Here is a 24,128-nt window from a genome sequence, read left to right as displayed (position 1 = left end):
AAACCCGCTGTAAAAAGGTGCTTACCTTTTAAAGTCTAGTCACGAATGTGTATTTTTGTGCAATAAAATTAAAAATTTAAGTGAAAAAAGATCATGTTACTAAAAGCGTTTTATTAAATGATGAGACGCTTAGGTGTGATAAACAAGAAACAAAAAAAGACGCCTAAGCGTCTTTTTTACATTAGCGTTTAAAGGCTAATTAAGCGAAGTTAGCGTTCGCGAATTCCCAGTTAACAAGCGACCAAAAACCTTTAAGGTAATCTGGACGAACGTTACGGTAATCGATGTAGTAAGCGTGTTCCCATAAATCCACTGTAAGGATTGGAGTAACGCCATCATCAGTTAATGGTGTAGCAGCGTTAGATGTATTAACGATGTCTAGTGAACCATCAGCAAGCTTAACTAACCACGTCCAGCTTGAACCAAAGTTATTTACTGCTTTGTCATTTAATGCATCTTTAAACGCATCAAAAGAACCCCATTTAGCGTTGATTGCATCAGCAACTGCGCCAGTAGGCTCGCCGCCGCCGTTTGGAGATAAGCTGTTCCAGTAAAAAGTATGGTTCCAGATTTGTGCTGCGTTGTTAAATACGCCGCCTTCTGATGAACATACGATCTCTTCTAGAGATTTGTTTTCAAACTCAGTACCAGGGATTAAACCATTAAGCTTAACCACGTATGTGTTGTGGTGTTTGCCATGGTGAAACTCTAGCGTTTCTTTTGAAATATGTGGCTCAAGTGCGTCGATTGCATATGGTAGTGACGGTAGTTCAAATGCCATTTTTTTATCTCCATCTTCTTTGGTTGATAGTCCATTTGGTAATACGTAATGCCTGTTGAAACAGAGCAGTTACCTATACCAAGCGGTAATATAGTGTTACTATAATTGTTGAGTATTTTACTCAAGTTTAAGCAAACAGCAATGCTATTGCGAAAGACTATTTCAATTGCGGCTTTATTTGCCCATTTTAAGTTATATATTTGTGGTCACGATGAGTTATTTTCAAGACCTAAATATATTTAGCTATCGTTACTTTGAGGTTGTAGATGGAAACCATTGATAAAATTAAACAGCAAATTTCAGAAAATCCAATAATCCTTTTCATGAAAGGGTCACCAAAATTACCAAATTGTGGTTTTTCTTCACAAGCATCGCAAGCGTTAATGTCATGTGGTGAACCATTTGCATACGTTGATATTTTACTTAATCCAGACATTCGTGCTGAGCTTCCAGCATACGCAAATTGGCCAACATTCCCACAACTTTGGGTAGATGGCGAATTAGTTGGTGGTTGTGACATTATTATCGAAATGTTTCAACGCGGTGAATTACAACCACTGATTGCAGAAACAGCTGCAAAGCATAAACCTGCAGACGCTGAATAAGTGTTTAGGCTAAAAAAAGCTGCAATTTGCAGCTTTTTTATGTCTATAAATAATTTACGGTTGTTGCTTATACGCTAAAAGTAAGGAGTGATAAGGCAGCTTTACTAGGCTTTTACTTAGCTTTCAAGGCCACAAACTTCAGAGCGCGATTGAATCGCCCCTAAATTGGATAGGCTTTCAGCCTTAAAGTTAAACAACTCTCAAGGTAAACTTACAAAAACACTGATCCCGCCGACGTCCCGATTGTGTAGACTAATTTGCCCATGATGAGCTTCAACAATTTCTCGACACAGTGCCAACCCTAATCCACTTCCTGCCACCTTGGTAGAATAAAAAGGGATAAGCGCACTGGCCATAACCGTTTCACTCATACCTTTTCCTTGATCGCTCACATTAATATGAGTGCCGAGGCTATCTTGTGTTATTTTTAAACTAATATGCTCTGCTAGCGACTCTGATTCATGTGCGTTTTTCAACAGATTAATGAGTAATTGCTCTATTTGGGTTTGATCGGCTCGTGTGGTGATTTCTTTTTGAAGGTCGCAATTAAATTGCCATTGGCTTTGTAATTGATCGAGTAATGAATGCCAATCAACCGTTGTTATTTTAGGTGGTGGTAGTTTAGCAAACTTACCATAGCCTTGAACGAACTCGTTTAAATGCTTTATCCGCTCTTCAATGGTAGTGAAAACGCGTTGTAAACGAGGTTCATCCACTTTCTGCGTTAACAGCTGTGCACTATGTAACATGGATGACATAGGACCTAGTGAGTTATTGAGTTCATGGCTAATGATCCGAATAACCTTTTTCCAAACTTCAACTTCTTGGCGGCTCAATTCGCGGGTCAATTGTTTAAATACAAACAACCTGTGGTGCTGGTTGTTAAGCAATAAGCGACCCATTGAAAGATGCCATGTTTGCGGTTCTTGTTCTGCTTTATCGAGAATAAATAAACCATCTACGCCTTTATTAACGGCATTAATTATTTGCTGTGGAGCTTTAGATAATAATAATGAGATTTTTTCGCCTTCAAGGGCTGTACTTGCATTAAAAAAATCCCTCGCACTATGATTACTATAAACAATAAAATCATTATCATTCACCAATAATACAGCTTGAGGGGAATTTTGTAATACCTTATCAAGCATCAACTCTCGTTGGTAAACCCATTGTTTTTCTTGTCTTAATTGCTTTGCAGTTTGGTTATAAAGCTGGCACAAATGACCTAATTCATCATTATGGCTATAGGCCAGTAACGCAGCAACAATTTTACCACTGGCGGCAATGTCTCGAATGAGCGCTTTAACATGTACTTTTGCAATCTGTACTTTTGAGCGGCTAATAGAGCTTTTAGCGCTATGACTCGTTAAAAAAATATAAGCAACTGTAGAGACCACAATGAAAACAATCGCAGTGATTATCGCGTATTTTTTATAGCTTATAGGTGCCTTTACTTGTACGTCTTGTGCGCAGGTATCTTTAATCATTTAATTCCCCCTACATTGCTTTTATGTATTTTTCGCACAGCAGTAATAAAGTTGCTGTGCAAATGGCGGCAATAGGAGAGAGTAAAAATAAGCTTAGAGTAAACATGGTAATTCCAATTAGCGATTATATGTAAAGCTATACGATTAATATGCCAACTATTATCGCATTGATATTAAAGTGCTTTTTATTTTTTTTCTTGAAAATGATGTCCGCATCGGACACCGCTTTAAATAAAAATTCACTATTAATGTACAAAAAAGGACATGAACTTTCATAACTATACTAATGAGCAGCAATAATCGGGAGTGTTAAGCCATTAAAGTAATGAAATAGCATAAAACTATCTAAATGTTAACTGAATAGCCCTTCATGTGTTGAATACTTATTCACTTTTGCTTGCCTTTACGTTTACGTAAGCTGCATCTTTAGGTGCTTGTGTTTTTTACAATATGTTAAACTTGACACTAGTGTCATGAAAAAATAGTGGTTAAAATAACGCTAAATGTTAAAAATAATGATAAAAAGAAATCTTGCTATGAAGTGAGAAATATTCAAGAATGTGAATATGTATTCAAAGTGATATTGACTCTATTTAAGATAGAGGCTAGTTTTGTCCGTCTGTTAGCAAATCGTCGAGCAGTTCATCCACGCTAACAGTGCAGCAAGGGGAGGGGTCTATGTTATACGACTCAAAGTTAGAAAAAGAAAATTGTGGCTTTGGCTTAATAGCCCAAGTTAATGGTCAAGCTAGTCATAGGCTTATTCGTACTGCTATTACGGGGCTTGATCGCATGCAGCACCGTGGCGGTATATCTGCCGATGGTAAAACAGGTGATGGCTGTGGTTTATTATTACAAAAACCAGATAGCTTTTTCCGTGCAATTGCCAGTGAACATAATTGGCACTTAGGCAAAAACTACGCAGTGGGTATGATATTTTTAAATTCAGACCCTGTTTTAGCACAAGCTGCAAAACAAATACTTAGCGAAGAATTAGAAAAAGAAACGCTAAATATTTTAGGTTGGCGTGTTGTACCAACCGACCCATCTATGTTGGGTCCTATTGCTGTACAGCAATTACCAGGTTTTGAACAAATTTTTGTTAGCGCGCCAGAAGGTTGGCGTTCTAAAGACTTAGAGCGTCGCTTATATGTAGCACGCCGCCGCGCTGAAAAGCGCATTGTTGATGATGAAGCTTTCTATATCGCAAGTCTATCTGGTTTGGTAACTATCTATAAAGGCTTAATGATGCCTGCGGATTTACCTAATTTTTACCTAGATTTAGCTGATATTCGTATGACGAGTGCGATTTGTGTTTTCCATCAGCGCTTTTCTACTAATACTCAGCCGCGTTGGCCTTTAGCTCAACCTTTCCGCTATTTAGCACACAATGGTGAAATTAATACTATTGAAGGTAACCGCCAGTGGGCACGCGCACGTTCTTATAAGTTTGCGTCACCGCTTATTCCTGACTTACAAAGCGCAGCGCCGTTTGTAAACGAAACCGGTTCTGATTCATCAAGCCTAGATAATATGCTTGAGCTATTTTTAGCTGGCGGCATGGATTTATTCCGCGCTATGCGTATGCTCGTTCCGCCTGCATGGCAGAAAAACCGTGCAATGGACGACGATTTACGTGCATTTTACGACTTTAACTCTATGCATATGGAACCATGGGATGGCCCGGCAGGTATTGTTATGTCGGATGGTCGTTTTGCGGCGTGTAACCTTGACCGTAATGGACTTCGCCCAGCACGTTATGTAATTACACAAGATGGTTTTATTACGCTTGCATCAGAAGTGGGTATTTGGGATTACACTGCCGATGAAGTGGTTGAAAAAGGCCGTGTTGGTCCAGGTGAATTATTAGTTATTGATACTAAACTTGGCAAAATCTGGCACTCGGATGAAATCGATCAGGATTTAAAATCTCGCCATCCTTACAAGTCATGGCTTGAAGAAAACGTTAAACGTTTAGTTCCATTTGAAGATCTTACTGAGCAAGACGCTGGTAATCGCTCATTTGATGACGAAACGCTAGCTAAATATCAAAAAATGTTTGGTTATACCAACGAAGAGCTTGATAGCGTTATTCGTGTAATGGGTGAAAACGGCCAAGAAGCGACAGGCTCAATGGGTGATGACACGCCATTTGCTGTGCTTAGTGAAGGGCATCGTTCACTTTATGATTACTTCCGCCAAAAATTTGCGCAAGTAACAAACCCACCTATCGATCCACTACGTGAAAACCATGTAATGTCGCTTGCAACCTGTATTGGTAGTGAGCAAAACGTATTTAACGAAACAACAGGCCACGCTAAGCGCCTACAGTTTGATACACCAATTTTAATGTACGCAGATATGCAGCAGCTATTAAATGCTGATGAAGCGCACTACAGCTACTGTAAAATTGATATTACCTACACAGTTGAAGAGGGTTTAGAAAACGCGGTTACGCGTATCTGTGACCAAGCACAAGAAAAAGCAGCTGCGGGCTGTATCATGCTTATTTTAACTGACCGTAACTTTGATGAAATAAATTTACCAATTCCAGCTGCTATGGCTGTAGGTGCGGTACAAAAACGCTTAGTTGATAACAACTTGCGCTGTGAATCAAACATTATCATTGAAACTGGCAGCGTGCGAGATGCGCACCAGTTTGCTGTGCTATTAGGTTTTGGTGCTACGGCAATTTATCCATACCTTGCATATGAATCGTTAGTTGCGATGAGCGACAGCAAAATTATTGATAAGTCGTATTGCGAAGTGACCCTTGCTTATCGTAAAGCCATTAATAAAGGCTTATACAAAATTATGTCTAAAATGGGCATAAGTACGGTTGCGTCTTATCGTTGTTCAATGTTGTTTGAAGCGGTGGGATTATCTGATGCGATTATTGAAATGTGCTTTAAAGGCGTTGCAAGTCGTATACAAGGTGCATGCTTTACCGACTTTGATGACGATCAGCAAAGTTTGCACAAACTTGCTTTAAGTAAGCGTAAATTATTAAGCCACGGTGGTTTATTTAAGTACGTTCACGGTGGTGAGTATCATGCTTATAATCCAGATGTTATTCAAACACTGCAAAAAGCGGTTCGCTCAGGTGATTATAAAGACTACAGTGCATACGCTGATTTAGTAAATAATCGTCCTATTGCGACTTTGCGCGATATGTTAGCGCTTAAATTACCAGAGCAAGGTATAAGCATTGATGAAGTAGAGTCTGCAGAAAACCTATACAAGCGTTTTGACTCAGCAGCAATGAGTATTGGTGCGCTATCACCAGAAGCGCATGAAGCGCTAGCAATTGCAATGAACCGCTTAGGTGGCTGTTCAAACTCTGGTGAAGGCGGTGAAGATAAACTGCGTTATGGTACAGAGAAAAACTCGCGTATTAAGCAAGTCGCTTCAGGTCGATTTGGTGTAACGCCTCATTACTTACGTAGTGCTGACGTTATTCAAATTAAAGTAGCGCAAGGTGCAAAACCAGGGGAAGGCGGGCAATTGCCGGGTGAAAAAGTAACGCCGTATATTGCTAAGCTTCGTTATTCGGTACCGGGTGTTACATTAATTTCGCCACCACCGCATCACGATATTTACTCAATTGAAGATTTAGCACAGCTAATTTTCGATTTAAAACAAGTAAACCCTAAAGCACTTATTTCTGTAAAACTTGTTTCAGAGCCAGGTGTGGGAACCATTGCAACAGGTGTTGCTAAAGCATATGCCGATTTAATTACTATTTCTGGCTACGATGGCGGTACAGGCGCAAGCCCACTTACTTCTGTTAAATATGCGGGTAGCCCATGGGAGCTTGGACTTGCTGAAACACAGCAAGCACTAGTTGAAAATGGCCTTCGTCATCGCATTCGCCTGCAAACAGATGGTGGCTTAAAAACAGGTTTAGATATTATTAAAGCGGCAATTTTAGGTGCTGAAAGCTTTGGCTTTGGTACTGGTCCAATGGTTGCCCTTGGGTGTAAATACTTACGTATTTGTCACTTAAATAACTGTGCGACCGGTGTTGCAACACAAGACGAAACACTTCGTCAAAAGCATTATCACGGCTTACCAGAAATGGCGATGAACTACTTTAAGTTTATAGCGCAAGAAGCGCGTGAAATTATGGCTAGCCTAGGCGTTGCAAATTTAACTGACTTAATTGGCCGTTTAGATTTATTAGAAGAAATTGAAGGCAAAACTGCAAAGCAGAAGAAAATTGATTTATCGTCTGTTATTGCTCAGCCGAACAACCCAACTGGCGAAACGCTTTATTGTAGTGCGCCTAACAGTTCGCATTACCTAGGTAAGTTAAACGAAAGTTTATTAGCTAAAGCGCAAGAGGCAATCGATACGTCAAGCGGTATCTCGCTTGTGAGTCGTATTTGTAATACTGACCGCTCTGTAGGTGCAATGCTTTCGGGTTATATTGCTGATAAACACGGTAATCAAGGTATGGCGGCAGACCCTGTAGCAATTGAATTACACGGTACGGCGGGTCAATCGTTTGGTGTTTGGAATGCCGGTGGTCTTGAAATGACATTGGTTGGCGATGCTAACGATTACGTAGGTAAAGGCATGGCTGGTGGTAAGTTAGTGATTCGTCCACCTCTTGGCTCATCTTTTGAAAGCCATAAAGCAACCATTGCCGGAAACACATGTTTGTACGGCGCTACAGGCGGAAAACTGTTTGCAGCGGGTTGTGCCGGTGAGCGCTTTGCAGTTCGTAACTCAGGTGTGCAAGCGGTTGTTGAAGGTGTAGGTGACAACGGTTGTGAATACATGACCGGTGGCGTTGTGTGTGTACTTGGTAATGTAGGTGTTAACTTTGGCGCGGGTATGACCGGTGGTTTTGCTTATATTTTAGATGAGCGAAATGATTTTGAAAAACGCATTAATCCAGAGCTTGTAGAAATAGTAACACTAGACGAATTAACGTCGCATCAAGAACATTTACGCGGCTTAATTGCTGAGCATTTAGAGCTTACGGGTTCGTGCAGAGCAGAAAGCATTTTAGCTAACTTTGAACTGTACTTACCGATGTTCAAATTAGTAAAACCAAAATCAAGCGACGTAAAAAGTTTACTCGGGCATCGCGCTCGCAGTAGTGCCGAACTACGTGTTCAGGCGCAATAAGGGGGCAGTATGAGCGAAAATGTATATCAATTTATAGACGTGCAGCGTGTAGACCCACGCAAAAAACCAATCTCGTCACGTAAAAAATCTTTCGTAGAAATTTACGAACCCTTTTCAGAGAATCAGGTTAACTCACAAGCTGATCGTTGTTTAGATTGTGGTAACCCGTATTGTGAGTGGAAGTGCCCAGTACATAACTACATTCCACAATGGTTAAAGTTAATACGCACAGGTCGTATTATAGAGGCAGCAGAGCTTTCTCATCGTACAAATAGCTTACCAGAGGTTTGTGGGCGTGTTTGCCCACAAGACCGTTTGTGTGAAGGTTCGTGTACATTAGATGAAGAGTTTGGTGCGGTTACAATTGGTAATATTGAAAAATACATTACCGATGAGGCATTTAAAATGGGCTGGAAGCCTGATATGTCTTATGTAACTTGGACCGACAAAAAAGTAGCTATTATAGGTGCAGGCCCAGCTGGTTTAGGGTGTGCTGATATTTTAGTTCGTAACGGCGTAAAACCAGTAGTGTTTGATCGTCACCCAGAAATTGGCGGACTACTCACGTTTGGTATTCCTTCTTTTAAACTTGAAAAAGAAGTGATGCAAAAGCGCCGTGAAATTTTCACTGAAATGGGCGTGGAGTTTAAGTTAAATGTTGAAGTAGGTGTTGATATTACGCTTGATCAAATTTTAGCTGATTACGACGCCGTATTTTTAGGAGTTGGTACGTATCAAAGTATGCGTGCAGGTCTTGAAAATGAAGATGCACCAGGTGTTCACGATGCACTCCCGTTTTTGATTGGTAACACTAACCGTGTAATGGGCTATGACGAGACTAAGCAGCCGTGTATTGATATGGCTAACCAAAAAGTCGTTGTACTTGGTGGTGGTGATACAGCGATGGACTGTGTGCGTACGTCTATTCGTCAAAATGCTGCAAAAGTAACGTGTGCTTATCGTCGTGATAAAGAAAATATGCCTGGTTCTAAACGTGAAGTTAAAAACGCCAAAGAAGAAGGCGTTATATTTACCTATAACGTTCAGCCTAAAGGCATTGTATTGAACGATAAAGGTAAAGTAACTGGCGTTAGAATGGTTAAAACTAAATTAGGCGAACCTGACGCAAATGGCAGAAGTCGTGCTGAAGAAGTACCTGGTTCAGAGCATGTGATAGAAGCTGACCAAGTTATTATGGCATTTGGTTTCCAGCCTCACAAAATGGATTGGTTAGAAAAATACGATGTAGAAACAAACCACTGGGGCGGCATTAATGCACCAGAACAGGGGGAATTTACACATCAAACAACGAACCCTAAAATATTTGCTGGTGGCGATATTGTGCGTGGTTCAGATTTAGTGGTAACCGCTATTTTTGAAGGACGTAATGCTGCAGAAGGTATTATGGATTACTTAAAAGTTTAGTTGTTCGTATTAATAAAATAAATAAGAAGCAAGCCAACTGGCTAATGCCGATCATTTAAGAATTAGTTAATAGCACTTGAACGATCTTCTGGGTATGTAAGAATCCGAATTCTTTTGTAGAATTCGGATTTTTTTATGCAACTTTCTAATGCTCTCGATATTATTAACAACATCAAACCTAATGACGTTGAAACACTCGCAGACTTACTCCCTTTATCTCTTATTGAAGAAGCCTATGCACTGACCGAAACCGTTACACTACGAAAAAGAAAGCTAACCCTAGAATCGATGGCTTGGTTGTTGATCGGGATGGTTATTTATAATGACAAATCGATGGCCGATGTCGTTAATATGCTCGACATTGTTGACCGCGATGGTAAGCCATTTGTTGCGCCAAGTGCTTTAACTCAGCGTCGTAAAAACCTAGGTGAAGCCGCCATGAAAGCCTTATTTGAATGCACCCAAAGGCATTGGAATAATGACGCTAATCATCCTCATTGGAATGGGCTTACCTTGCTTGGTGTCGATGGTGTCGATGGTGTCGTTTGGCGTACGGATGACTCACCCCAAAACAATGAAGCCTTTACAAAACCGACTAATACACAATACCCACAGGTCAGAATGGTGTGTCAAATGGAGCTAAGCAGCCACCTAATCACGGGGAGTGCTTTTGATGATTACAAGGTCAATGAAATGGTGCTGGCTGAAAAGCTTATAGAAACCACACCCGATAACAGTCTCACTTTATTCGACAAAGGTTTCTATTCTTTAGGGCTTTTACATAAATGGCAAACAACTGGCAGTGAACGCCATTGGCTAATCTCCCTGAAAAAAAATGTGCAATATGAAGTTATTCAAACATTAGGGCGTAATGATAAATTAGTCCAACTTAGCAGCAACCCAAGAGCAAGAAAGATGTGGCCAACGCTGCCTAACACCTTAATCGCGAGGTTAGTGACTCGAAAAATAAAGGGGAAATCATATAGTGTGATGACATCTATGACAGATCCGATGCGATATCTATCAGCCGATATAGGTGATTTGTACAGTCAACGCTGGGAGATAGAGCTTGGTTATCGGGAACAAAAGCAATATATGCTGGGCAATCGATTAACATTAAGAAGTCGCTTACCAGCGCTTGTAAAGCAAGAGCTGTGGGGAGTGTTGCTTACTTATAATATGGTGCGATATCAGATGGTAAAAATGTGCCACACATTAAAAGGTGATTATTTACCGTACCAACTGAGTTTCAATGGTAGTTTAGCTCAAATAATGAGGTTGCTTGTTGGATTACCTTATTCAACACCTGGAGCCATACCACGTCAATTAAAATACTTTTATGCGATGGCAGAAAGCCTAATTCTAGAGCCTCGAAGGGATCGAGGTTTTCCTCGTGCAGTCAAGCCAAGACCACAGCGGTACGCTAGAAATAAAAAAGCCGCTCACCTTAAGTGAACGGCATTAAAGCCAACTGGCTTGCTTTTTTTATTGTTTTATTCGAATGTAATGTCAACGTAGTTAGCCACAAACGGTATTATATTAATATCACCTGTAGCGTCAAAGACTTCGGCACTTTTACCAAATTGTTTTTGTTGCGCTAGGCGGAATTGTTCCTCTAGATACCGGTTTCTTGCAGTCGCTTGCGCTAATTTTTCAGCGTGCTCTGCCAGCAGCTTTTTAAGCAAAGCCGGATCGTCTGGAAGGCAGTTAACATCAATATTCATCCTTCTATTTTATAATGCTTTTTACCGTAAACTAGCTTAATGCGATGGTTAATATTGATCCCGCGACGATCTAAATAATGCTAGCGTTTTCGATGTTGATTTGTTGATGCCCTATGACATCATACCCAGATAATAACCAGTGTAATTGTTGCTCGGTTAAGTTTAGGGTGTCGGCGCTGAGGTTTTTCGGCCATTTAAATTTGTGCTTATCGAGGCGTTTATACCACAGGGCAAAGCCTGTGTTATCCCAATACAATATCTTCAGCTTATCTCGGCTTTTATTACAAAAAACAAACACGGCACCGGATAGCACTGACAGTTCGAGTTCACTTTCAACAATGGCCGCTAAGCCATTAATGGATTTTCTGAAGTCGACAAACTGATTGCAAAGGTACACGTCGGGCACATCAATAAACATGTTCATGCTTGCAGCGCCTTTATTAAATTAGCCACCCATGTAGGCTCAGATGAGGTTGGTATAGTTAAATGAGTTTCACCATGAGATAACGTGATTGAGGCATTCACTTTATGGGAAATGGCTTTGTTTTGCACTTTCACCAATTTAGGTGCTTTTGCAGCGTCTTGTAACTTAGACCGATATTTATAAAAATTTGAAGTGGGTAACATGTTTTCTTTACAAAATGCGACAATAGATAAGCCGCTGGTTTGTTGCTGCTCAATCAATTTTTGCCAGTCATTAAGGGTTCTTTTTTGCATAATACCTCCAGTAGAAACTGACGGTATTTTCAATTAATTAAATCCACTCTGCTAGGTGTCGTTGCTCGGACGCTCACGAAATAGTCGGGCTTTTTTACGTCTGCAGAAAAGTGAAATGCGCGCAATTAACACACACTCACATCAACCCCCATCACGTAGGTCGACGAGCGTAGCGGCTCCCGACACAAAGATAGTGTAGCATTTCACTGTGGCTCTCCACAGTTGTGGGCATTACGACATTCTACTGCGTAGCGCGCAGGCTACAAATTGTAGAGAGCCCGAGTAAAAATAGTCGGGCTTTTTTTACGTCTGTAGAAAAATGAAATATGCGCAATTAATGTATACCTACAGCAATGCCCATCTCGTAGGTCGGGCGAGCGCAGTGACTCCGGACGTTAATTTAATCTTTTTTACTTTCTATAAAAGCTAATTACTCTCATTTCCTTAGATAACAAATTTAATTTTGCTTTGTTACTGTCTTTGATTTAGGATCAAATCAGTTTAAAACCAAGAACTAACAGCCTGTGTATAGATTATTAATTAGCGCCATATCCATTTTATTTTGTTTTTCTGTGTCGGCAGTTGAAGTAACTGATCTATATCAAGATATTTTAAAAGTAGATGACAAAACACGAGATACTCGCTTAACTGCGAGTCGTAAAGCTTTGCTTAATGTTTTAGTTAAAGTAAGCGGTGATGAAACTGCGGATCAAAATAAATTAGCACAGCAACGTACTAAAGATATTTCTGATTATATGCTTAAGTTTGAATATGACGAGAGAGCAAATGGACAATTGAAACTCGTTGTTAAATTTGAAGCTCGAAAGATCAACGCGCTAATCAAAGAGTTAAACTTACCTTTATGGGGAGTACAACGTCCATTAGTCGCAATATGGTTAGGTATTGAAGACAATTGGCGCAGAGAATTGGTAACACAAGAAAGTTACCCGCAGTTAGAGCAGTTAATTTATGACAAAGCAGGGCGTCGTGGTTTACCTGTCGTTGTTCCATTACTTGATTTACAAGATCGACGTCTAGTAGGTGTTCCTGAGGTGTGGGGTAACTTTTCAGAACCAGTAGAAGAGGCCTCTAGACGCTACAGCGCTGAGCGAAGTATTACAGCTAGAATGTATAAAGAAGCAGATAGCGAAAATTGGATTTTAGATTGGCGTTTTACTAATGATGATCAATTTGATTCAAATCGATTAACTGGTGATAAACAGCAAATAGTGAGCCAGATGATTGACACCTTAGCGCGAGGCCTTGCAAGCGAGTATGCAATTGATCCAAATGCTTATTATGAACAAGCAACTGCTACGCTCACGCTAAAGGGTACACAAAGTTTTGTTGATATAGAATTAGCGAAACGAAGGTTATTGAGCCTGAGTGTTGTTACGCAAGTCAAAATTGTTCGTAAAACACCGGAATTTGTTGAATTTAAACTAAACCATACTGGTAACTTGAGTGATCTTAAAAAAGGGTTAGGGCTAGACTCTTCATTTAAAGATTATGAGGATCCACGCGCATTTTATCATGTTGTTGATAAAAATAGCTTAGAGTATCAATGGGTAACACCATAATGCTAATGTCTGAGCCGATGCAAATGGCACTACCGGTTACTTTACCGGATGACGAAACATTTGCATCGTATTTTGGGGGAGAAGACTCTTTGGAGGTTAATCACCTAAAAGATAGCTTTTCCAAATTAGCAAAAACGTTTCAGTATACATACCTATGTGGTTTAGGTGATTCGGGCAAGTCTCACCTTTTATATGCAACCTGCATAAAAGCACAAGAGCGTGGCTTATCTAATATGCTGCTGTCTATGCGCGAAGTAATTGACTTTGGACCTATGGTATTAGACGGTTTAGAGGCGCTTGATGTTCTATGTATTGATGATGTGCATTTAGTTGCAGGGAATGATGCGTGGGAAAAAGCACTATTTAACTTTTTTAACCGGTTTAACGAACCCGGTAAAATGCTAGTAGTAACTGCTGATTTACTTCCTAGCATGCTCAATATATCTCTGCCTGATTTAGAGTCTCGTTTAACGTGGGGAACAACCTTTCAAATTCGTTCTATGAGTGATGACGATAAAGCACAAGCACTTGTTAAGCGCGCTCACATGCGCGGCCTTGAATTAAGTGACGAGTGTGCACGCTTTTTATTAACTCGTTTAAGCCGTGATATGCGAGCTTTATTAGATGTACTCGACAAATTAGATCATGCATCTATGGCTGCACAGCGAAAATTAACTATTCCTTTTATAAAATCAACGTTAAAGCTGTAGTAGGTCTAGAATCTAGACCCTGCTTTCAGTTATCATAAGCTATTATCAGAGCGTGTTTACCTTTCCTGATTGGAATTTGTTTAACTTAAGGGTGCTTTAATCGCGTCGTGAGGACATTAGCATAGTTTTTATATGCAAAACCCGAACAACAAAGAGAGTAGCCACAAGATAAACACTTTGAACAACACGTGTTTGGTCTTTATTTAGCGTTATTGCATGACTTATGTAGAAACTACAGCCCAATGCCTAACCCTATTTATTTGCCAATCACACAGTTGAAAGCAATCTTGAAAGGCCAACACGCTCTTAAGCAATCACCTTCTGTGAAAGATCAGGTATCGAATGAACTTAGAAAACATATTAGCGCAAGCACTTGAGGCGGTAGCCAGTGCCAGTGAAATAGCGCAGTTAGAAGATATCAGGGTTAATTACCTTGGTAAAAAAGGCGAAATCACTAGCTTACTTAAAACGTTAGGTAAAATAGCACCTGAAGAACGTAAAGAAGCAGGCCAAGTTATAAACCAAGCCAAACAGGATGTACAAGCTGCTATTAACGAAAAGCGTGAATTGCTTGCAAGTAAAGCACTTGAAGAAAAGCTAGCTGCTGAAACTATAGATGTAACTCTACCAGGGCGTGTTATGCCTACTGGCGGTTTACACCCTGTTACGCGCACTATTGAGCGTATAGAAAGCTTTTTTGGTGAGTTAGGTTTCGAAGTTAAATCTGGTCCAGAAATCGAAGACGATTTTCATAACTTTGATGCGCTAAATATCCCTGAGCATCATCCAGCACGTGCTGATCACGATACCTTTTATTTCAATCCTAAATTAGTACTACGCACACAAACCAGTGGCGTGCAAATTCGTACTATGGAAACTGAGCAGCCACCACTGCGCATTATTTCACCTGGACGTGTATACCGTAATGATTACGACCAAACACATACACCAATGTTCCACCAGGTTGAAGGTTTAATGGTTGATACCGATGTTAGCTTTACTGAGTTAAAAGGTATTTTGCATGATTTTTTACGTAACTTCTTTGAAGAAGATATGGAAATTCGTTTCCGTCCTTCATTCTTCCCGTTTACAGAACCTTCGGCTGAAGTAGATGTTATGGGTAAAGACGGTAAGTGGTTAGAAGTACTAGGCTGCGGCATGGTACATCCAAATGTACTTAAGTCTGTGGGCATTGACCCAGAAAAATACACCGGCTTTGCCTTTGGCATGGGTGTAGAGCGTTTAACTATGTTGCGCTATGGCGTAAACGATTTGCGTGCATTTTTCGAAAATGACTTAAAATTCCTGAACCAGTTCCGTTAAGAGTGAAACAATAAAATGAAATTTAGTGAAAAGTGGTTAAGAGAGTGGGTTAATCCTGCTATTGATACGCAAGCTCTTTCGGAACAGCTTTCAATGGCTGGTCTAGAAGTTGATGGTGTTGAGCCTGCTGCTGCCAAATTTAATGGCGTAGTTGTTGGTGAAGTTGTTGAATGTGGGCAACACCCTGATGCAGATAAACTTCGTGTTACCAAAATTAACGTAGGTGGCGATGAGCTACTTGATATCGTGTGTGGTGCACCAAATTGTCGTTTAGGTATTAAAGTTGCTGTTGCAACTGTGGGCGCTGTACTTCCTGGTGACTTTAAAATTAAAAAAGCCAAACTACGCGGCCAACCTTCAAACGGAATGCTATGTGCTTTTGTTGAGCTAGGTATTAGCGAAGAAGGCGACGGCATTATGGAATTGCCAAGCGATGCACCAGTAGGCACTGATTTACGTGACTACCTAGGTCTTGATGACAATATTATTGATGTTGATTTAACACCAAACCGTGGTGACTGCTTAGGTATAAAAGGCCTTGCTCGTGAAGTAGGTGTTTTAAATAGCATTGACGTAAATGTATTAGATATCCCAGCGGTTACGCCAACAATTGATGACAAAGTATCAATTGAGCTAGTTAACGAAGATGCATGTCCTCGTTACCTTGGCCGTGTGATAAAAGGCATTAACCTTGATGCAGAAACACCGCTTTGGATGGTTGAAAAGCTACGTCGCAGTGGCGTGCGTTCAATCGACCCAGTAGTTGATGTTACTAATTATGTATTACTTGAACTTGGTCACCCAATGCACGCGTTTGATTTAAATGCGATTGAAGGTGGTATTAAAGTTCGTAGTGCAAACGCAGGTGAAGAACTTGTTTTATTAGATGGTAATACCGCTAAATTAAACGACACAACACTTGTGATAGCCGATCATAATAAAGCACTTGCAATTGCAGGTATTTTTGGTGGGGAGCAATCAGGTGTTACAGATAAAACATCTGATATATTACTTGAAAGCGCATTTTTTAATCCTGTAGCAATTGCAGGGCAAGCACGTAGCTACGGTTTACACACTGATGCTTCACACCGTTATGAACGCGGTGTTGATTTTGCTCTGCAACACGATGCAATGGAACGTGCGACAGCACTTCTTATTGAAATAGTAGGCGGTCAAGCAGGTCCTGTTGTCGAAGCTGTCGCAGCTGACAAACTACTAAAAGTGACTGAAGTACGTCTTCGTCGTGCACGTTTAGACCGTGTTATTGGCCATCATATTGAAGATGCTAAAGTAACCGATATTCTTACGCGTTTAGGACTTGATGTAAAAGTAGAAAATGATAGCTGGAGTGCTGATGTACCAAGCTACCGTTTTGATATTCGCATTGAAGAAGACTTAATTGAAGAAGTAGCACGTGTTTACGGTTACAACAGCATTCCTAATGTTGCGCCAACAGCAAAACTTAAAATGACGACACATAACGAAGCAATGATTGCGCTTAGCAAGTTCCGCAATGCGTTAGTGACTCGTGGTTACCAAGAAGCAATTACATACAGTTTTGTAGACCCTAAGGCACAAGCTATTTTGCATCCAGAATGTAAAGCAATGGTATTACCGCACCCTATTTCAATTGAAATGTCGGCAATGCGCGTAAGTTTAATGCCGGGTTTATTAGCGTCTGTAGCGTATAACCAAAATCGCCAACAACCTCGTATTCGTTTATTCGAACATGGTCTTAAATTTATAAGCGACGAAAGTGCAGAAAACGGTGTTTACCAAGTACCGGTTATTGGCGGTGTTATAACAGGCCTTGTAAATGGCGAACATTGGGTTGAAGAAAAACGCAATGTTGATTTTTACGACCTAAAAGGTGATGTTGAAGCCTTACTTGCAATTACCAATGACATCACTCGCTTTGAAATTAAAGCCGAGCAATCAGATGGACTCCATCCTGGTCAATCAGCAGTAATATACGTTGATGGCAAAAAGGTTGGTTTTTTTGGTGCTTTACATCCTCAAGCTCAAAAGTCGTTAGATATCAACAACGCAACTTTTGTTTTTGAAATTGAAATGTCAGCAATAGAAAAAAGAAATTTACCGCAAGCCGAAGGGGTGTCTAAATTCCCTTCAAATCGCCGCGACATCGCGATTTTAGTGGCAGACAGCGTTAAATCTGGCGACATTTTAAGCGTGATCGAAAAAGTTGGCGGAAATCAATTGGTTGACCTAAACTTATTCGATGTGTATAAGGGCAAAGGTATTGAGCCAAATTATAAGAGTTTGGCGATTGCTCTAACACTGCAAGCGGTTGATAGAACACTCGAAGAGAAAGATATCAATCTAGTAGTTGATAACGTGGTGGCCGAATTGGCCGAACAGTTTAATGCATCGTTGAGGGACTAGATATGGCGCTTACTAAAGCCGACATAGCTGAACACCTATTTGAAAAGCTCGGGATCAATAAAAAAGATGCCAAAGATTTAGTTGAAGCGTTTTTTGAAGAAATCCGCTCAGCGCTAGAAAAAGGCGAGCAGGTTAAGCTCTCTGGATTTGGTAACTTTGATCTTCGAGACAAAAAAGAAAGACCAGGCCGCAACCCGAAAACAGGCGAAGATATTCCTATTTCGGCACGTCGCGTGGTGACTTTTCGACCAGGTCAAAAGCTTAAAACCCGCGTAGAAGTGGGCACAAGCAAAGCAAAATAAAAAAAGGCAGCGTAAGCTGCCTTTTTATTTGTCTGAATAACCTAGTTATTAAATTATACCAACCTGCATAAATCTTTGATCAATTTGACGAATTAAATTGCACTGTTACGTCGTTAAAAATTTTTATTTAGAACAACTAGATACAAAAATTTTGCCTAGTTCTAGCGTAATTTCCTTAACATTAAATAGACCCCATACATAAGCCGATTGGTATTAGGTTATTTTTGCGGTTATAAATTAAAACTCTCGAGGAGATACAAAATCACCTGCCATTATTTGCTGAAATGTTTGCTCTGCAAGTACATCTAGGCTATCTAAGCTTTTACCATTTGCGACTAATTTCTGCTCAATTTCAAACACATCAATATTTTCAATCCCCGACATTTGCGCTACTTTAGAAAATATATATGCGTGCTTAAACTTATCATGTTTATAAAAAAGACTAATAAGCGATGTATACACTTCTGGATTCGGTATGTTGTCTTTTTTATTGAGCTCTAGAGTTTTATAAAGTAAATCAATGGTTTTTTCATCATCAAATTTAATATAGTACGATGCTAAAAAAAATTGCATTTCGGCACTTTGCGTTACACTTTTATCATTTTCTATAGCCAATAATTTAGTCAACGCACTTTGGTTGTTATTTCGTGACCATTGGTAGTAGAGCAAACCTGGATGGTTTGTATTTTGGGTATCTTGATATAACCGAGTCATTTCTTTAATACTCGTTAATTGACCATCAATACGTGACGTTTTTTTAGCTTTTAACTTAATATGTTCAATTTTAGCGGCCAAAGTTATGCATTGGTTATAAGATTCAAAGTCCTTGAGTAATTGGTATTTATTTTCATCAGTAGGGTCTTTGTATTCTATGTAGCGTTTGATAATTACATCAGAACGCTCATCCTTGCAGTGACTGTCTTTGTTTAAGTCGCTACAAAAGCCAGGTGTTTCTTTGCACACTTGTGCGAGTGTTAACGGCTCTTCACACCCTGCCAATGTTAGCAAACCCAATAGTACACTTGCTTTTTTAAGCATTCCTTAACCCCAAATGAATATTTACTTTGTTATTCTAACGCAATCATTTAACGCCTAACAGTAGAGAATAACTTCAGTTTAAATTAGAATAGCCCTGCCTGAAGTGCATTACTCTCAAAATATAGTGCATTTTTAAAGGCTATCCGTTCAAAATGATAAACTTAGGTAAATAAAATGACCTCATCTCACGAGTTAGAATACACAAATAGTTGGCAAGAGCGCCAAGATTACGCAGAAAGCATGCAACCAATTATTGGTAAGCTTTACCGTAATCGTGGTATCGAAATCGCTGTATATGGCCGTCCTCTCGTAAATGCCAGTACTATCGATATTATCAAATCTCACAAAACCGTTGCTCAGTTTGAAGGCACTAAATTACGTTTGCGCGAAAGCTTCCCATTTTTAGAAGCTATCAGCAAAATGGAATTAAACTCAGCACGTATTGATATTGGTAAGCTTGCATATAGTTATTTGTTCACTGAAGCCCCAAAAGGTCGTTCAGTAGAAGAGTTTGTAAAAGATGAACTTGCAGAAATAACAGACTCACCAGCGAAAGAGCCACGCGATGTAGTATTGTATGGTTTTGGTCGTATTGGTCGTTTATTAGCGCGTTTATTAATTGAAAAATCAGGTCCATATTCAGATTTACGTTTGCGCGCTATTGTTGTGCGTGGTGGTAAAGATGGGGATCTTGAAAAGCGTGCAAGCTTACTGCGTCGTGATTCAATTCACGGTCCATTCAATGGCTCAATCACGATTGATAAAGAACGCAATGCAATTAAAGCTAACGGTAGCTACATTCAAGTTATTTACGCTAACTCTCCTAGCGAAATTGATTACAGTCAATACGGTATCGACAATGCATTAATTGTTGATAACACAGGTATTTGGAAAGACGAAGCGGGCCTTGGCCAGCATCTAGAGTGTAAGGGAGCTGCAAAAGTATTATTAACAGCTCCTGCAAAAGGCAATATCAAAAACATCGTATATGGTGTTAATAACAAAGATATATTACCTGAAGATAAAATTGTTTGTGCAGCAAGCTGTACAACTAATGCAATTACACCAACGCTTAAAGCATTAAACGATAAGTTTGGTATCAATAATGGCCATGTTGAAACTGTACACTCGTACACGAACGATCAAAACCTTATTGATAACTACCACAAAGCAGAGCGCCGTGGCCGTGCCGCAGCACTTAATATGGTAATTACTGAAACAGGTGCTGCAAAAGCGGTTTCAAAAGCATTACCAGAGCTTGAAGGCAAGTTAACAGGTAACGCAATCCGCGTACCTACACCTAATGTGTCGCTAGCTATTTTAAATCTTAACTTAGCAACAAGCACATCAGTTGAAGAGCTAAACGCATTTTTACGCGATACAGCACTTCATTCAGACTTACGTGATCAAATTGATTACACTGCATCAACGGAAATTGTATCTACCGATTTAGTAGGTAGCCGTTACGCAGGTGTTGTTGATTCACAAGCAACAATTGTTGAAGATAACCGTATTGTTTTATATGTATGGTACGACAATGAGTTTGGTTACAGCTGCCAAGTAGTACGTTGTATGCGCGATATGGCCGAAGTGTCATTCCCAAGCTTACCTCGCTAATTTATTTGCAGTGACTTAAAAGCCAGCATGTTGCTGGCTTTTTTGGTCGTGTTTTATTTTTAAAGCGTATGCCTTGTGATAGGCTTTAATTAAGAAAGTGCACATTCGTTTTACTATTTATAAAATAATGTCAGTTCTGTGAATTAATAAGCAGATAAACTTATTCAACCTAAAGGTTTTTTCATGAAAATCAGCAGCAATTTCGACAGTGGTAATATCAAAGTTATTGAAGCCACCGATCCTTTAAATATTCAATTAGAAATTAATAAAGATCACCAGTCTGAATTTTATCAGTGGTTTCACTTTCGTCTTGAAACAACACCTTACCAATTGCATAAGTTAAATATTAATGAGCTTGATAAATCAGCTTACCCAGATGGTTGGGAAGGGTATCAAGCCGTTGCATCATATGACCGCCAAACATGGTTTCGTGTACCATCAAGCTATGAAAATGGCACATTAAGCTTTGAAATTGAACCAGAGTGCGGCAGCGTATATTTTGCTTACTTTGCGCCATACAGTTACGACCGCCATTTAGATTTATTATCTTGGGCACAAAGCCAAGGCGCTTGCCAATTAATAACGCTTGGTGAAACACTCGATGGCCGCGATATGAGTGTGCTTAAAATTGGTGAGCCAAGTGAAGACAAGAAAACCATTTGGATCACAGCACGTCAACACCCAGGTGAAACAATGGCGCAGTGGTATGTTGAAGGTCTACTGCACAAACTTCTTGATGACGAAGACCCACATGCAGCTGCGCTCTTATCAAAAGCAGTATTTTACGTTGTGCCAAATATGAATCCAGACGGCAGCGCACGCGGACATCTTCGTACTAACGCTAAAGGTGTTAACTTAAACCGTGAATGGCAAACACCAAGCATGGAAAATAGCCCTGAGGTTTACTTAGTGCTTAATAAAATGCGCGAAGCTGGCTTAGATATGCACCTAGACATACACGGCGATGAAGCTATCCCATATAACTTTGTGGCAGGCAGTGAAGGTATTCCAAGTTACGATGAACGCTTAAAAGGCTTAGAAGATAGCTTTAAAGCTGCGCTTTTAACTATTACACCAGAGTTTCAAGATGAGCATGGCTATCCAAAAGATGAGCCAGGTCAAGCTAACCTTACGGTAGGTTCATCAGCTACGGCTGAAGAATTCAAAGCATTAACGTACACAATTGAAATGCCATTTAAAGACAACAACGATTTACCTGATCCAGATTATGGCTGGTCAGATCGTCGTTCGTATCAATTTGGTCAAGATACATTAGCGGCTATTGTTAATGTTGTTGATGATTTAAGATAAAACGCTTATCTAAATGGGTATCAATAGTTTTGATACCCTTTTTGCTTTTAATAAAACCCTTTGTATAAAAAATAATCATGTAGCAGCTTTATTCTTAAAACGTTTTCAACGCTTCTTCGCTGCGTATCATCACCGTATCGGTACAAATCAATCTACTTTCATTTAAATACTACGGATGTAGTGCCTTTCGCCAAGTGTGTAATTATATATTTTGAAAATTAAGTGTTAACAAAGTTAGGTTACTTAAGTTAAGATTAATTAAATCATGAGTCGGGACGGGTGAGGTAAAACCTTATTTCGTAAAGCTTATGTAGCGAAGTAGCTAAAGCAGAGTCTCGTAATTAAAAATAATAAATATAACTATAGAGGATATCCATGGAAGCTTTTGTAAGTGCTGTTAATGATGTTGTTTGGAGTAATGCACTCATCTATTTATGCCTAGGCGCAGGCTTGTTTTATTCAGTATTAACTCGATTTGCTCAAGTTAGACATTTTAAAGAAATGTGTAAGTTATTATTTAGCCCTAACACGTCTGATAAAGGTATCTCATCTTTTCAAGCCCTTGCAGTCTCGTTATCTGGACGAGTAGGTGTTGGTAATATCGCAGGCGTTGCAGCGGCTATTGGTTTTGGCGGGCCAGGCGCAATTTTTTGGATGTGGGTTGTTGCTTTTTTAGGCGCAAGTACCGCATTCGCAGAGTCTACTTTAGGCCAAATTTATAAAACAGAAGAAAACGGGCAATATCGTGGTGGCCCAGCGTATTATTTTGACCGTTGTTTAGGGCAAAAATGGCTAGCTGTTTTATTTGCTGTTTCGGCAATTATTGCCTGTGGTGTTTTTCTACCCGGTGTACAAGCAAATGCGGTAGGTAATGCGTTTACCCAAGTGTTTGGCAATGGCAACATGGTTTCTACTAGCTTTGGTGATGTAGGTAGCTTTAAATTAGTCGCTTTAGCAATCATCCTTATTGTTTTAGCGTTTATTATTTTCGGCGGTATAAAACGTATTGCGAACTTTACGCAAATAGTAGTGCCATTTATGGCACTGGGTTACATCGTACTCGCACTAATCGTGGTATTTTTAAATTTAGATAAAGTGGGCGATATATTTTATTTAATTATTAATGATGCATTTACTGCGCAGGCAGGTTTTGGTGCTGCTATTGGTTGGGGCGTTAAACGTGGTATATATTCAAATGAAGCTGGCCAAGGTACTGGGCCTCATGCAGCAGCTGCAGCAGAAGTTGATCATCCAGCTCAACAGGGTTTAGTCCAGGCTTTTTCTGTTTATGTTGATACCCTCTTTGTATGTACTGCAACAGCATTAATGATTTTAATAACGCAGCAATACAACATTGTGGGTGAACTACCAGCAGGGCAATTTATTGTACAAAATGTAGATGCAGCGACTGAAGTAGGATCAGCAGCCTTTACTCAAATGGCTTTATTTAGTGTATTTGGCAGCTTCGGACAAGCATTTGTCGGCATTGCATTATTCTTCTTTGCCTTTACCACAATACTTGCTTATTACTTTATTGCAGAGACAAACATTGCTTACTTAAATCGTTACTTTAAAGGCAATATCCCGCTTGTCCTTGTGAAATTTGTGATTATGTTCATGGTTGCATACGGTATGGTTAATAATTCAGGTTATATCTGGACTATTGGAGATATTGGCGTTGGCTTAATGGCTTGGATTAACATATTGGGTATTTTAGCTATTTTCTTTGTAGCTAAGCCAGCTTTGTTATGTTTGAGCGATTATGAGGAACAGAAGAAAAAAGGCGGAAAAATCACATTTGATCCAGTTAAATTAGGGATTAAAAACGCCTCGTTTTGGGAAAAGCGTCTAGAGAAACAGTCAAAAGACGCTGAGTAACTAAACTTAGTGGGCAACTTATAAAATTATAGCCCCTAAATCAGTTGTTGGTTTGAATTCAAAAAAGACAACGAGAAATAAAACAAGTACA

18 protein-coding genes are annotated in these 24,128 nt (G+C 39.8%); 12 read left to right on the top strand and 6 right to left on the bottom strand.

What is annotated here, in order from left to right:
• Nucleotides 1–199: 199 nt before the first annotated feature.
• A complete protein-coding gene (locus ABX891_RS11650) occupies nt 200–781 on the bottom strand; it encodes a superoxide dismutase (RefSeq protein WP_002960323.1) in 582 nt (193 codons plus the stop codon).
• Nucleotides 782–1,047: 266 nt separating this feature from the next.
• Here ABX891_RS11650 and ABX891_RS11645 point away from each other — a divergent pair, with 266 nt between their 5' ends.
• Nucleotides 1,048–1,386, top strand: a complete 339-nt coding sequence (locus ABX891_RS11645) for a Grx4 family monothiol glutaredoxin (RefSeq protein ID WP_165742777.1) — start codon at nt 1,048–1,050, stop codon at nt 1,384–1,386.
• 200 nt (nt 1,387–1,586) lie between these two features.
• On the opposite strand, the gene ABX891_RS11640 is transcribed toward ABX891_RS11645, so the two are convergent.
• Nucleotides 1,587–2,873, bottom strand: coding sequence for a sensor histidine kinase (locus tag ABX891_RS11640; RefSeq protein WP_354629551.1), 1,287 nt, complete (start codon nt 2,871–2,873; stop codon nt 1,587–1,589).
• 678 nt (nt 2,874–3,551) lie between these two features.
• Here ABX891_RS11640 and gltB point away from each other — a divergent pair.
• The 3 genes from gltB to ABX891_RS11625 all read left to right on the top strand — a co-directional run bounded on the left by gltB (nt 3,552) and on the right by ABX891_RS11625 (nt 10,889).
• Entirely contained in the window at nt 3,552–8,009 is a 4,458-nt protein-coding gene (gene gltB / locus ABX891_RS11635; RefSeq protein ID WP_354629550.1) for a glutamate synthase large subunit, read from the top strand.
• A gap of 9 nt (nt 8,010–8,018) precedes the next feature.
• Nucleotides 8,019–9,434, top strand: coding sequence for a glutamate synthase small subunit GltD family protein (locus tag ABX891_RS11630; RefSeq protein ID WP_354629549.1), 1,416 nt, complete (start codon nt 8,019–8,021; stop codon nt 9,432–9,434).
• A gap of 135 nt (nt 9,435–9,569) precedes the next feature.
• On the top strand, nt 9,570–10,889 hold the full coding sequence (locus ABX891_RS11625) for an IS4 family transposase (protein WP_354629548.1): 1,320 nt from the start codon (nt 9,570–9,572) through the stop codon (nt 10,887–10,889).
• Nucleotides 10,890–10,927: 38 nt separating this feature from the next.
• Here the strand turns inward: ABX891_RS11625 and ABX891_RS11620 are convergent, their stop codons facing one another.
• From ABX891_RS11620 to tnpA, 3 genes are all read right to left on the bottom strand, one after another.
• On the bottom strand, nt 10,928–11,158 hold the full coding sequence (locus ABX891_RS11620) for a transposase (RefSeq protein ID WP_309166651.1): 231 nt from the start codon (nt 11,156–11,158) through the stop codon (nt 10,928–10,930).
• Between the two features lie 70 nt (nt 11,159–11,228).
• Complete coding sequence (tnpB, locus tag ABX891_RS11615) at nt 11,229–11,582, bottom strand: IS66 family insertion sequence element accessory protein TnpB (protein WP_024596033.1); 354 nt, start codon at nt 11,580–11,582, stop codon at nt 11,229–11,231.
• Nucleotides 11,579–11,875: an IS66 family insertion sequence element accessory protein TnpA gene (gene tnpA / locus ABX891_RS11610; protein ID WP_179808287.1), complete on the bottom strand. Its 297-nt coding sequence runs from the start codon at nt 11,873–11,875 to the stop codon at nt 11,579–11,581. The genes tnpB and tnpA overlap by 4 nt, the downstream gene beginning before the upstream one ends.
• Nucleotides 11,876–12,399: 524 nt before the next feature.
• On the opposite strand from tnpA, the gene ABX891_RS11605 reads away from it, so the two are divergent.
• The 5 genes from ABX891_RS11605 to ihfA all read left to right on the top strand — a co-directional run bounded on the left by ABX891_RS11605 (nt 12,400) and on the right by ihfA (nt 18,193).
• Nucleotides 12,400–13,455, top strand: a complete 1,056-nt coding sequence (locus ABX891_RS11605; protein WP_354629547.1) for a DUF8605 domain-containing protein — start codon at nt 12,400–12,402, stop codon at nt 13,453–13,455.
• Nucleotides 13,455–14,165: a DnaA regulatory inactivator Hda gene (gene hda, locus ABX891_RS11600; protein WP_002960693.1), complete on the top strand. Its 711-nt coding sequence runs from the start codon at nt 13,455–13,457 to the stop codon at nt 14,163–14,165. The genes ABX891_RS11605 and hda overlap by 1 nt, the downstream gene beginning before the upstream one ends.
• Nucleotides 14,166–14,507: 342 nt before the next feature.
• The gene (gene pheS / locus ABX891_RS11595) at nt 14,508–15,488 is read left to right on the top strand and encodes a phenylalanine--tRNA ligase subunit alpha (protein ID WP_002960692.1); all 981 of its coding nucleotides are present in this window, start codon (nt 14,508–14,510) and stop codon (nt 15,486–15,488) included.
• Nucleotides 15,489–15,503: 15 nt separating this feature from the next.
• A complete protein-coding gene (gene pheT, locus ABX891_RS11590) occupies nt 15,504–17,891 on the top strand; it encodes a phenylalanine--tRNA ligase subunit beta (protein ID WP_354629546.1) in 2,388 nt (795 codons plus the stop codon).
• Nucleotides 17,892–17,893: 2 nt separating this feature from the next.
• Nucleotides 17,894–18,193 (top strand): integration host factor subunit alpha, encoded by a 300-nt coding sequence (gene ihfA, locus ABX891_RS11585; RefSeq protein WP_002960690.1) that lies wholly within the window; start codon nt 17,894–17,896, stop codon nt 18,191–18,193.
• A 237-nt stretch (nt 18,194–18,430) separates the two neighbouring features.
• On the opposite strand, the gene ABX891_RS11580 is transcribed toward ihfA, so the two are convergent.
• Nucleotides 18,431–19,231, bottom strand: a complete 801-nt coding sequence (locus ABX891_RS11580; protein WP_024596170.1) for a DUF2989 domain-containing protein — start codon at nt 19,229–19,231, stop codon at nt 18,431–18,433.
• Between the two features lie 174 nt (nt 19,232–19,405).
• Between ABX891_RS11580 and ABX891_RS11575 the strand changes: the two genes are divergently transcribed.
• The 3 genes from ABX891_RS11575 (at nt 19,406) to ABX891_RS11565 (ending at nt 24,037) form a co-directional block, all read left to right on the top strand.
• Nucleotides 19,406–20,848 (top strand): glyceraldehyde-3-phosphate dehydrogenase, encoded by a 1,443-nt coding sequence (locus tag ABX891_RS11575; protein WP_354629545.1) that lies wholly within the window; start codon nt 19,406–19,408, stop codon nt 20,846–20,848.
• Nucleotides 20,849–21,031: 183 nt separating this feature from the next.
• Nucleotides 21,032–22,159, top strand: a complete 1,128-nt coding sequence (locus ABX891_RS11570; protein ID WP_002960683.1) for a M14 family metallopeptidase — start codon at nt 21,032–21,034, stop codon at nt 22,157–22,159.
• A 375-nt stretch (nt 22,160–22,534) separates the two neighbouring features.
• Nucleotides 22,535–24,037, top strand: coding sequence for an alanine/glycine:cation symporter family protein (locus ABX891_RS11565; protein ID WP_354629544.1), 1,503 nt, complete (start codon nt 22,535–22,537; stop codon nt 24,035–24,037).
• Nucleotides 24,038–24,128: the final 91 nt, after the last annotated feature.

Source organism: Pseudoalteromonas sp. NCIMB 1079, from assembly GCF_040567695.1.
Taxonomy (GTDB): domain Bacteria; phylum Pseudomonadota; class Gammaproteobacteria; order Enterobacterales; family Alteromonadaceae; genus Pseudoalteromonas; species Pseudoalteromonas distincta.
The sequence above is the reverse complement of the archived record's forward strand: the minus strand, read 5'-3'. Positions and strand labels throughout refer to the sequence as shown.